Below are 10,563 nucleotides of genomic sequence, written 5' to 3' on the forward strand. Positions count from 1 at the left end.
CATTCCTAGATCACTTTACCAGCCTGAATTTTGCCCGTAGTTGCCTTGCACGCGACTCGCTTCCTGGATGAGCTGTTTCTACCGCTCCAACTAGGTCGCCATTTTGATTGGTGATCAGAAAGCCTGAACGACCTAATAAGCGCAGCGCAGCGGACAACTCACCGTCCACGACCTCTGAATGCGGCGTGTAGTAATGGGCTTGATAACCGTGACGGGCCAGTGTGATCAATGCTTGATCTTTGGCTGTACTGCTGATCATCGCTGGAGAAGGTCTGAGCCAATCCAGTAGCCCGGCAAAAAACTTCATAGCAATCTCTCTGCTGCTGACCAGCGCGGTGGCTGGACTTGTGGTGTACCTGGGCGGCGCTTTCGGTGATCAGTTGGCTTTCGCCGCAGGGGTGCAACTGCGGCTCTTTGGCGTAACATTTAGCCCCTTTTCACCATCTTTTTCGGCAAGATTTGCGACCATTACAAAAGTGCAGGTTTCCTGCTCACCATCGGCGTAGGTGAGCAATGCCACAACGGTCGTTGTACCGTACTGGTTCGCGGTCGTTTTTAAGTTCTCGATCTTCTGAGCGCGCTTGTCGCCTGCGAACTCGTCAAGGCTGATCGATTTCACGTCAGCCGCTTGAGCCGAGGTCACCGCGCAAAACAGGGTCACTGCGTACATGAACTTCATGGGGAATTCCGTTGTGACTTAGAACCAAGCCAGTCTAAGAGGGCTGTACCAATTTACCTACTGCAAGACCGCTGGCGATGTACTGGATATGTACCTCTAGCGAGTTGTGAGCGAATGTGTTCGATTCCAAGCTGCTCAGCTCGCTAATGCGGTGCGCAATGACCACCTCATCACCGTTGATCAAGACTGTTTGGTAAACCATATCAGCGTCACCATGAACAATCCTGCCCCGATAGATTTCTCCAAGTTTGGGGAGATTGAAGTTCAGCGACCAAAAATTCAACCCCCTTCCAGATTCCTGCAAACTGATGGCCCAGTCGGCTTCAGCGTTACTGCGACCCTCATCAAAGGCCTTCGATAGCTCCCGAACGTTTTTGATCAGCGCCGTTTTCTCATTCGCGCCATAGCCCGCACATTCTGCGAAGTGAAGAGCCAACTCACCCTCTTCAACCGCACCTGAGATCAGGTATTTCTCCCATTTAGCACGGGCTTCTAGCTGGTCATGAAGAACGGTTCGTTGCTTGGCCATCAGACGCACCTCTGAGTGGGTTTCAATAAAGTTGGGAATCTACATACGCCAGCCTAACTGGCGGGCATTCACCCTTTGGTGGGAGTCGTCCCTTCAAAGCAAAGGATACCATCATAAGAAAGGGGCTGTGATACACCTCCCCACCTGGCTTGAAATCCTGTGCCGACCTGTAAGGACGCAAATGTCGCCTGCCCCATTCTGGATAACCTGCCAGAGCAGCGCCGCCTATTCGCCTTGCTAGAACCGTACAACCCATACCGCATGCTTTGAACCTTGCCCGACTGAATTCTGGGCCTGATCCACCCTGCCCCACACTCAAATCCTGGGCCTGAGAGTTATAACGGCTCAACACATGACTTTCACCTCAACTCGATGCATAAAGCGCATCCGTACCGATTAACCCGCTTTTATTCTTTGTTCGTACTCCTACCCCGAACCTTACGACAGGCGCCCTCTTGAAGAAAAAAAGCGAAGAAAAAGAGCAAAGAAAGAAAAAATATGCGGCAGAGCCGCATAAAGAAAATGAGAAAAAGATGCCGGAGAAACGCCAACGAGGTTTCGGGCAGAACACGCAGAAGAGAAAAGCGAGTAATTAGTGTAGGTGTGGCTTTACCCAAATGGTACGGGCGAAATACCGAGAAGGCCTTAAGGTTTAGAGGGTCTTTCAGAAGGAATGCGGGGTGCCCTTAAAAAGGCCATTTTCTTATGATGGTATCTCTCCTCTACGGAAGACGGCGGCGCCGGCTGGCCACAAACAATTAAGTCAGTCTCACTCCAACAACGTCAGTCTTGCTGCTGCTTCTAAAGAGTTAAAAACGTCGCTGGGAGTTAGAGCTTCCGCCCTCGACTACCTCTGAGCGTCTACGCTGTAGAAATGCCATTCTTGACAGGGTGATTCCGATGCAGCACTCCATAAGAAAAAGTAACGCCGGGCTTGTGCTCTGGGGTGATATTTACGAACTCAAAGCGCTCTGGACTTTCATTCACCGTGTCATAGAGGAAGCGCCCTTCTCAAAATAGAAGACCCACTACTATCAGGGCTAGCCTATGAGGTGCGTCACGCCTTCGATGGCATGAGGAAAAAGGACACAAGGAAATGGTACGGGGACGATCCGACACCCATCTATGGGTTCGACTGTTTATGGCCAAACATGCTGATCCAGATGGGCTTATTGAGGGCAGGCTTGGCCTTCATGCCTACCGTTACGAGAAATGACCAATCGGTTATGTACCATTTGGAACATACCGTATTGGATGGCCTAGAGGAAATGCAGCCAGGGGCAAGCGAAAATTTATATAAAATCGCTCTCATGGTTGCCCAAGATGGTGGGGAGAGCGCCAATGAAAAAATCCATAGCAGAACGAGTTATTTTCTAACGTTGACTCCCGCCAAAAGGAAAACTGAGCTGGGCGCAATCTTGGATACGCTTCTCACATTCCGTGCATTCAACAACCCTCTCAGGTCGATGGTGTTTAAGCCGTTCGACATTTGGTCTGAATATCCCCCTTACAAGTGGTGAGTTCTTGTCGTACCTATTCACTGTTCGGTGAGTCGGCGCTTAGAGCTGAACTGATGGGCGAAGTAGGTAGCGAAAGTTTTAATTCTCTAAAACCACTGTCGGCCCCAGATCGGGCCTTCCAAAACCAGTTCATCTGCCGGCGACGGGCGGTGATCTTCAAGTGCCCGTTGAGACTGACTTAATTATTTTTCCGAAGCAAACCAACTCGGGCGGTGCCGTGAGACCGACTTAAAAACTCAGCCGTCGCGCTGCCTGCACGGCTTGAGGGCGCCGGTTACTTTCTGCCGAGCGACGAACGGGAGAGCCCATAAGAACTATTGTTAATGGTGGTCTGCGCGTTCAGCGGGTTAGCATAAGTGGGGATCAATTCATAAATTGGGGCACACGTTCAATGGAAGACAATGAATGGCGAATCGCAACTCAACGTTCGGCGTTGCCAAGCGCACTACATTTCTTGGTTTGTCCCCACTCGCCAGAAAACGGGCTTCTGCTCAATAGATACGGTGAACCAGTGCTGACTGACTACAGTCAGGTTGACTGGAAGGGGTTGGCTACTGCTGCTCGCGCAGCTATCGAACAGGATGTGCCTAAGAGCATTGGCCTATTCATCGCCGATGATGCAGTTGATGTGATGGATGTTATGCACGTTTCGACTGAGACAGGCGGGCCGTTTAAAAATGAGCCGACTTTTGAAAGACGCGTTAGATCAACACTGTCACAATTGTCCATGAAGGACATGAGAGCCGGGATTACCAGGATTTCAGACAGTGCTCCAGGTATTCACATCAATACCCCGAAGGACGGGAAGAGACCGCCCCTCGGATCGTTGATCCTCTCGCTCAAGTTCATACGTGGCACCCAGATGATTGACTACCTAACCGGCGCAACCATTGGCCTATTTGGGGCACCCGCAATGGTAGCGACTTTTGAGGGTTTCAAACCCGTTCCAACCGTTGGGGTGATGCCGAGGTTTCTCCGTGAGTGGCTGAACTCACAGTTCGGCGTGGTGTATGGAACCGACTGCACAGTATTAGCTATCGAGCGCACTTTTTCCGTTTGAGCATGGCCATCGAAATAGTCATGAGGTGCCTTGGCTTCCCTTGCACGCCGCTACTCCGACAGTTTTTTATACTCCATGGCTACCCACATCTGCCCCGACAAACTTCTGGTGGCAGAGACTTGTGACAACCTTTGTTCATATGTGACAACCTTTATTCATTGGAACCACCTCCAGGTGGAGGGGCTGCGCTGCCGGTGCAGGCGAGAACCTAATTAGAGAGTTGAGACAGCCTCTAATCCCTCAAATCATGCGAATTTGAAGCTTGAACCGTTACCATAGGTTGTCGCGGGCCAGAATGGCTGGCCCATGTCCAACGAGGAAGGTCATGACAACCGATAACAAACGCTCTACCGCTGGTGGCATTGCCCCGACAGCATCTGACATTGGCACAGGCGGTAAGCTGAACAAGGCTCTGCGCAAAACTCACTTTTTGGTGGCAGCGGTTGTACTCGGTCTGGCCTTCCAGGTCTGGTCGAAGCACGAAGCCACAATGGCCTTTGGGTTCGCGCTCTGCGCAGCTAGCCTTTTGCTCACAAGCCTGGGTGCCCTACACCTTTCGGACAAGACCCAAAAGACTGTCATAGTTATTAGTCTTGTTGTTGCGGCAGCCGGGGCGTTCACATTCTGGAAAGGCATCGAGCAGGAGGCACTGGGTGGCCCGCGAGTAAACAACCTGACTTTCGAATTCAGGGCCACAGGCTTCGACGTGCAGCCCGTCTCTAACAAACCATGCACACCGCAGTCACAGACGAACCCTCTTAGCTACACCTGCGACGTGAAGGTGGCGCCACTTGGCCAGCGTTCGGCGCCTATCCAGCAGTAACCTCAAATTGTGGGTGGAGTAACTGCATCGTGTTGAGTAGCGCCGCTGCCCCCTTACTCCTACATTGGTACGAGTTCAATTCAAGGAAGTGAACCCCCAAGGTGTGGCCCTCTCATGGAGGGCTTTTTTTTGCCCAAAGATCATAGCCCGTTATGCGAGCAGACAAGGGTGGGTCGTTATTGTTGCGGCTCAATGCCGAGCTAAGGAAACGTAATGCAGGATCACAGCACAGCGACACCCACCATGGCCCATGATGAGCGCTGGAGAAGCAGGCGTGACCTATCACAGTGGGTTCAGGCATTCAGCACGTACTTCCCCAAGAAGGCTCATTTTGCTGAACGTGTGGCCGCGAGTTTGTCCGGCGCCAGCACCTACGAAGCCCTCTGGCGTTCCCTCCCCCACAGCGCGTTGCCTGATTTACGCGTAGAAATGGAAGACGCCGTGTACGCACGACGGCGTATGGTGCGGTTCCGAGAAGATCGATTGACCCTGATTTTGGAGTACCGAATTCTTCCAGATGCTGCCGATTTGTTTCTCTCGCTCTGCCCAGTTGGTAGTCGAGAATGCATGTTCGACGGCGAGAAGAAGGCTTACTTCGACCCCACGCTTTGCTACTACCAGGACGATCAGGAGCCGTCCTCGCAGATAGAGGCCGTGCTGGAGGAACAGCGCCGGCATGCACTTGGCCAAAGGCTCGAAACTGTAGACTCAACAAAACGCCTGGGGCACTACCCACATCCAGCGGTCATCTTCAACCTGTTCCATTTCCTTGGCTGGAACTATCGCCCTGATCTGTCTGGTTGCCCAAAGATCGACCCACATGCTTCCATGGCCAGGGTAGGTTGGATAGCGGATGCAGACTTGGGAAGCGTCGAGTGCTTTGCACTTCGGTTTACAGCACATCCGGCTTGGGGACGAGACGAAGTGTTTTGGAACGTGCTCGCCGAGTTAAAACGAACCCGAAATCTGGACAGCAGTCCTGTCCTGATCCTGAACAACCTTCCACAACAGCTGGTGACAGGCGAATCAACCTATACCTCTGTTGGCTGGATTGTCATGGAAGCTAAGATCGTGCCGTGGTTCGTCACCCATAAACGAGCGCCGCTGGCAGATGCTCTCGTCGATCTGATGACTTTCGACTCTGTGAGCAGCACCAACCTGGCCGACGTAGAGAACGTCGCGCTTGGAGTGTTCTGGAGCCTGCTACGAGAAACGGCGCAGATGCCTCTCCCCGACCGTCCCCGGTTCAAATCTATGCCTGACAACTGGATGATTATCCCTTCCACGTAAGCAGCACGTCGGTAATGCCTTAAGAGGACAAAATGAACTTCAATACTGAAATCAAGGCATTGCTTGAGTCGCCCGACACAAGCGAATGGCTCAAAAATGCTCTTACGTCCGCTCTGTCCCGAGACCCTGTAGATGCGGCCAATGACGCCGAGAAGTTACTCAGCGTTCTTGACCTGCGCGCAACTGCGGAGCTGGACGCGGCGCTCGCAGCCGTTGGTCATGGAGAAGATCGCTGTACCACCAGCACGCCAAAACGCGAGCTTTCGCGCCCGTAAAAATTCAGGAGCATCGACAGATATGAGCACGAAGGCCCCCACCCATGTACCTACTCGAAGTCAGAAGTGCGCGTACTTCAAAGACTGGCTCACTCATGGCAGCGAGGCACTGAGCGTTCCGGGCTACGATCTGTTCACACTCCTATTCGGAGTTATGACTATAGGTCTGTTTTTCCGCCTTCTTTGGGGCTCCGATACTTTCAGCCTCATGGAAATAGTTGGGCTTCCCGTTTCTATCAGCTTGACAGGATTTTTTTCGTTCAAAGCTCACAAGGCCTGTCAGTACCCTGAATGAGGGGATTAATGGAGCACTAAGTTCAGGAGAAATTCGGCCAATTACACCAGACCGGTGTGCGGGCTGAATGCAGTAGATGGGTATCGGGTTGGCCAATACTCCGTGAGTAATCCTACAGACTCACGGATCTGACTGACCGCCAGAGCATTTGTCAGGGCAGTACCCTGGAGAATAAGTGCGTGGCATATTGATTCGTGCTCGATCATAGGGGCCGAAAGCGCCCTGTCACTACTGGCGAAGCCCGCAACTGGGCGGGCTTGTGGGTGCAGCGGGTTTTTCCTGGGTCACTGTGCTGGTTTAGCGTCGTTGTCGCGAACAACGCGGATGGTGACGTTGAACAGCACCCTTTCGCGAGCCATGCGCACGCCATCCAGGTAGTAATCAACTCGGCTACCATGGCGTTTGGCCTGTAGCGACAGCCCGAAGATGGTTTCAGGTTGGCTCAAGCCGATGCGAGCTGCTTCCACGCGGTGATCGTCTACAGCCTGCACCACGGCCACGCCCGGCGTTTCGCGGGCTTTCTGTCGGTTGAATTTGATGGCTTCCAAAACGGTTTCCTATGCATTCGGATCTTGCTTGAGCCCGGCCCCGTAGAGGCCCATATCACACACGATCACGGGCAAAGCTTTACCATCTGCGGACACCAGCTTAGTGGCAGCACTGGTCTCGTTTACCATGCTGTCGGCAGTCGGTGTTTCAACAGGAAAATGCTGTCTGAACGTCGCAACGTCTTCGGCTTCCACTTGACGCAACAGTTCGGCAGCTTCGTAGCTCAAGCCGCTGTTGAAGTGGGTAAGAGACACCAAGTCCGTGAGTGCGCCCGAGTGCTTGAGATAATCAGCATGATCGTCCTCGTTGAATGGGCCAGCCTGATGCTTGGGATAGTAGGCGGCAAGCGACTCCTGATGGGAGCGGGCGTTGTCGATCAGAGTTTGTTCTAACGGTGTAATAGTCATCGTCGTTCCTCATTTGCGCCCGGTTAATCCGGCGCCTTTGCTGGGTTTTCCCCACGTTGTCGGCGGGGCATATGGTAAACGTTGGGTTTTCCAACTACCCGGCGATCTTGCCGGCAGTGGACGCCGAAGCGGCGCCTTCTAAGTGGGCAGGCCGTTTCGCCGCCTGGGAGGCTTGGTAGTCGGCATAGGCTTCAACGCGCTCGCTGAGGGCGTCGGCAAAATCACCGTCAACGGAAAACGCTGGCAGCGCGTTCAACACGCCCAACAAACAGCCACAACACCAGCAAAATTTAGCGCAATCGCATTATTGCCCTGGCTGTATTTTCATTAACCAACAATTTCCCCACAAAATACAACGGGCGCATAGAGCGCCCGTATGTGATTGAGAGAGGTGTCAAGCTGCTCGTTGATGCCGGCTACGCGACTCACGAGCTTCCATTGCATCAACACACAGCAGCGACTCAGGAATCAGTAACAAACGCTTGAGTGTGATGGGTTCACCTGTGTCCTGGCAGTACCCGTATTGCCCATCGGACATGGCATCGAGCGCTGCTTTGATGTTGGCCAAGATGCCATTGTCCATGTCGATCAGCCGCAGCGCCTTTGTGCGATCTTCTTCAATGCTGGCTGCGTCCGAGGCATCAGCTTGGCGTTCGATCTGGCAAAGCAATTGATTGGCGCGGATGCGTTCCCGAATCGAGTCTGCTTTCGTCCCTAGTAGCTGTTTGAAGAACGCCAACTGCTCGGCGTTCATGTAGTCGTCGGCGCTCTGCGCCAGCAGTTGTTCTTCGGTCATCGTGCCACCTCTCAAGCTGGAAACCCTTCGGCGAAGGGTCATCGACGACTCAGGATAACGAGCATGATCTTTTAATCCACTCAACCGAGCGCAGTTGCTCATGCATCACAGCCACTCAGTTATCGACAGATGTGTGAAAATATCGACCCCTTGTGAATGGGCTCTACTGGCATGAACAATATCTACTTCCATGTTGATCACGACACCGGCTACACGAAGAAAAGTTTGCATGCTGTGGGGCAGGTCATCGATACCGCAAAACGGGAACACAACCCTTTCTATGAGGTGGCAATGGACTTTCACTCCGTCTATCCCGTCGGTAGCAAAGCGTACCCATTGCTTGAGTTCTTTCGGTCTGATACTGCAAACAACCACGCTGCCAAGGTGATGCCTCAAGTCCACCACATCATGGAAAGCCACATCAAAATCATACGCGAGCTGGTGTTCGAGTCTGTTAGGACAGCGCATTTTAGTGCTCTCCCATCCCGAGCCCGCTGTATTTGGGTTAGCGAGTCTCTTGATGAGGCGCGTAGCTGGGTGAAGCGTTTGGATGGCAGAGGCAAAGCACAGATACTTCGTGTTTCTGTGGAGGGTCGGTTGCACACAACCTCAGAAGGTCACTTACAGCAGGACTCGCAATCCATGCCTCAACTGATCGAGAGCGCGCACCGCTACTGGCGCGGTGAAATGGTCAAAGGATCGCGGAGCGAGACACTGCTGGAAGGTGCCATGACTGTGCTAGAAGTGGTGCGCTGAAATCGTGTCCATGTCGCTGGATAGCCTTGTGCGTGTGATGGGAGGGGTGAAACACCCCCTGTAGTACCCTCTCCACCTCCCGCACCGCGCAGAGCGCTTTTTGGATGCTGACAGTCAATCCTGTCATGCCGAAGCAGCCACAAGCCTATTTATCCATGGTTGAGCAGTAGAAGTTGCCCATCCTCGGTTTCCTGCAACCGGCCTGCCTCAATCGCTTCCGCCAATGCAGCCTTGAATTCATCGCCATAGATCAATGTTGCCCTACAGCGGGCGAGCAGGTTTGTTGCAGGGATTTTGTCGGACTGCCGCAGGCGGGCAATATCCTCGGCGATGCTCAACACTTCACTCATTCGACTCATGCACAGCTCCTGTCTAGGGCCGAAAATCCTCGGCACCGTTTGATCTTACAACCCGGATGCGGAACGGTCTTATGCAATGTGAAAAATTTGGTCGTCAGGGCGGATTCTGGGAATCGAGCCGTTATGGTGTAGGCATGTACCAAAGGAATCTTTATGGAAGCGGAATTCGAAATAGCGCCTGTCTCAGCTGAGTTCGTGTTTGGCCAGCTGGCGCCGGCCATTCTCAATGACTTGGCAAAACGGTATGCAGAAGAAACCGGTATAGCTGTCAAACATTGGGCATTCTGGGTGCTCAGTAATGGCTCATCCGTCCCCGTGCCGACCCAGATCAACGCATCGGTATTGCCGCCCGTTCGAGCAGCGCATTTGCTCAAGCAAACCTTGGAGAAAGTGTCACGGGTTGAAATGCAGTCCTGGAGTGAGGCTGATAGATTCATGATCACTACGGCCATAGCCCAGTTGAAAGAACTGAACTCGATTGGCTTCGCATAGGAGAACTCCAATGCTCAACAAACTGACCAAAGAAATCAGCAACAAGCGTTTTCTCGCTTACACCGCGCTCCTGTACATCTTGGCCGTAACCGCAAGCGGCTGGGTGCCAGTGTCGAGCCCTATTTTCTCCAGCGCCCCTTACATAAAGCTGGCGCTGATCCCATGTGCCCAAGCATTCCTCATCTGCGGTGCTCGATACCGCTGGCCCACCTCCCTCCCCATCATCATGGCAGCAAGCACCACTTTCTACCTTGGGATGATCGTAACCACGATTCGTGCTGACTTCTTCTGACTCGAAGATGACTTCAACAACCTGGGCCACAAAACCGTGGCCATAACTGGAAACCACAAAGGGTAATCTGTATGAACAAAACTGAATTGATCGATCAAATCGCCGCCAACGCTGACCTGCCAAAAGCTGCGGCTGGCCGCGCCTTGGACGCCACTATCGAAGCTATTACTACGGCCTTGAAGGCTGGCGATGCGGTCACTCTGGTAGGCTTTGGTTCCTTCGAGGTTCGCGAACGCGCTGCACGCACCGGACGTAATCCTCAGACCGGGGCGAGCATTGAAATTGCAGCCGCGAAGAACCCGACCTTCAAAGCCGGTAAAGCGCTGAAAGCTGCCGTGAACTAAGCGACAGCAGCCTTGGGCGCGTAACACCCCCACCCCACCAGAGCCCCGCCAAATGCGGGGCTCTGTCGTTTTCGCAAGCTGGCAAGTGTATTTCGAG

The 10,563-nt window shown here is 53.2% G+C and carries 17 protein-coding genes; 10 read left to right on the top strand and 7 right to left on the bottom strand.

The genetic code is table 11. The features are described 5' to 3' along the window. Window positions 1-10 precede the first annotated feature (10 nt). From QOM10_RS29760 to QOM10_RS29770, 3 genes are all read right to left on the bottom strand, one after another. On the bottom strand, window positions 11-307 hold the full coding sequence (locus tag QOM10_RS29760; RefSeq protein WP_101165764.1) for a hypothetical protein: 297 nt from the start codon (window positions 305-307) through the stop codon (window positions 11-13). Between the two features lie 69 nt (window positions 308-376). Further along, entirely contained in the window at window positions 377-679 is a 303-nt protein-coding gene (locus QOM10_RS29765; protein WP_057451377.1) for a hypothetical protein, read from the bottom strand. Between the two features lie 34 nt (window positions 680-713). Continuing rightward, a complete protein-coding gene (locus QOM10_RS29770; protein ID WP_057451376.1) occupies window positions 714-1,208 on the bottom strand; it encodes a hypothetical protein in 495 nt (164 codons plus the stop codon). A gap of 455 nt (window positions 1,209-1,663) precedes the next feature. Between QOM10_RS29770 and QOM10_RS29775 the strand changes: the two genes are divergently transcribed. The 6 genes from QOM10_RS29775 (at window position 1,664) to QOM10_RS29800 (ending at window position 6,176) form a co-directional block, all read left to right on the top strand. Then, window positions 1,664-1,804: a hypothetical protein gene (locus QOM10_RS29775; RefSeq protein ID WP_165792949.1), complete on the top strand. Its 141-nt coding sequence runs from the start codon at window positions 1,664-1,666 to the stop codon at window positions 1,802-1,804. A gap of 420 nt (window positions 1,805-2,224) precedes the next feature. Then, entirely contained in the window at window positions 2,225-2,728 is a 504-nt protein-coding gene (locus QOM10_RS29780) for a DUF6904 family protein (protein WP_410479238.1), read from the top strand. A gap of 391 nt (window positions 2,729-3,119) precedes the next feature. Continuing rightward, window positions 3,120-3,788, top strand: a complete 669-nt coding sequence (locus QOM10_RS29785) for a hypothetical protein (protein WP_316918488.1) — start codon at window positions 3,120-3,122, stop codon at window positions 3,786-3,788. A gap of 325 nt (window positions 3,789-4,113) precedes the next feature. After that, window positions 4,114-4,611 (top strand): hypothetical protein, encoded by a 498-nt coding sequence (locus QOM10_RS29790; protein WP_316918489.1) that lies wholly within the window; start codon window positions 4,114-4,116, stop codon window positions 4,609-4,611. A gap of 213 nt (window positions 4,612-4,824) precedes the next feature. Continuing rightward, a complete protein-coding gene (locus QOM10_RS29795; protein WP_316918490.1) occupies window positions 4,825-5,901 on the top strand; it encodes a hypothetical protein in 1,077 nt (358 codons plus the stop codon). A 32-nt stretch (window positions 5,902-5,933) separates the two neighbouring features. Continuing rightward, window positions 5,934-6,176, top strand: coding sequence for a hypothetical protein (locus tag QOM10_RS29800; protein WP_316918491.1), 243 nt, complete (start codon window positions 5,934-5,936; stop codon window positions 6,174-6,176). Window positions 6,177-6,755: 579 nt separating this feature from the next. Here QOM10_RS29800 and QOM10_RS29805 read toward each other — a convergent pair. The 3 genes from QOM10_RS29805 to QOM10_RS29815 all read right to left on the bottom strand — a co-directional run bounded on the left by QOM10_RS29805 (window position 6,756) and on the right by QOM10_RS29815 (window position 8,223). Next, complete coding sequence (locus QOM10_RS29805; protein ID WP_316918492.1) at window positions 6,756-7,019, bottom strand: hypothetical protein; 264 nt, start codon at window positions 7,017-7,019, stop codon at window positions 6,756-6,758. Window positions 7,020-7,028: 9 nt separating this feature from the next. After that, window positions 7,029-7,427 carry a hypothetical protein gene (locus QOM10_RS29810; RefSeq protein WP_316918493.1) on the bottom strand — a complete coding sequence of 133 codons (399 nt, stop codon included), beginning with the start codon at window positions 7,425-7,427 and terminating at the stop codon, window positions 7,029-7,031. Between the two features lie 394 nt (window positions 7,428-7,821). Beyond that, window positions 7,822-8,223, bottom strand: a complete 402-nt coding sequence (locus QOM10_RS29815) for a TraR/DksA family transcriptional regulator (protein ID WP_057451368.1) — start codon at window positions 8,221-8,223, stop codon at window positions 7,822-7,824. 171 nt (window positions 8,224-8,394) lie between these two features. On the opposite strand from QOM10_RS29815, the gene QOM10_RS29820 reads away from it, so the two are divergent. Next, entirely contained in the window at window positions 8,395-8,979 is a 585-nt protein-coding gene (locus QOM10_RS29820; RefSeq protein ID WP_316918494.1) for a DUF2441 domain-containing protein, read from the top strand. Window positions 8,980-9,128: 149 nt separating this feature from the next. Here QOM10_RS29820 and QOM10_RS29825 read toward each other — a convergent pair whose 3' ends face one another. Further along, window positions 9,129-9,329 (bottom strand): hypothetical protein, encoded by a 201-nt coding sequence (locus QOM10_RS29825; protein WP_316918495.1) that lies wholly within the window; start codon window positions 9,327-9,329, stop codon window positions 9,129-9,131. A gap of 162 nt (window positions 9,330-9,491) precedes the next feature. Here QOM10_RS29825 and QOM10_RS29830 point away from each other — a divergent pair, with 162 nt between their 5' ends. From QOM10_RS29830 to QOM10_RS29840, 3 genes are all read left to right on the top strand, one after another. Beyond that, entirely contained in the window at window positions 9,492-9,830 is a 339-nt protein-coding gene (locus QOM10_RS29830; RefSeq protein WP_316918496.1) for a hypothetical protein, read from the top strand. A 10-nt stretch (window positions 9,831-9,840) separates the two neighbouring features. Further along, window positions 9,841-10,122: a hypothetical protein gene (locus QOM10_RS29835; RefSeq protein ID WP_316918497.1), complete on the top strand. Its 282-nt coding sequence runs from the start codon at window positions 9,841-9,843 to the stop codon at window positions 10,120-10,122. Between the two features lie 71 nt (window positions 10,123-10,193). Next, window positions 10,194-10,466, top strand: coding sequence for an HU family DNA-binding protein (locus tag QOM10_RS29840; protein ID WP_057451363.1), 273 nt, complete (start codon window positions 10,194-10,196; stop codon window positions 10,464-10,466). Window positions 10,467-10,563 lie beyond the last annotated feature (97 nt).

Origin of the sequence: Pseudomonas sp. P108, from assembly GCF_032613195.1 — a bacterium.
Classification (GTDB): Bacteria; Pseudomonadota; Gammaproteobacteria; order Pseudomonadales; family Pseudomonadaceae; genus Aquipseudomonas.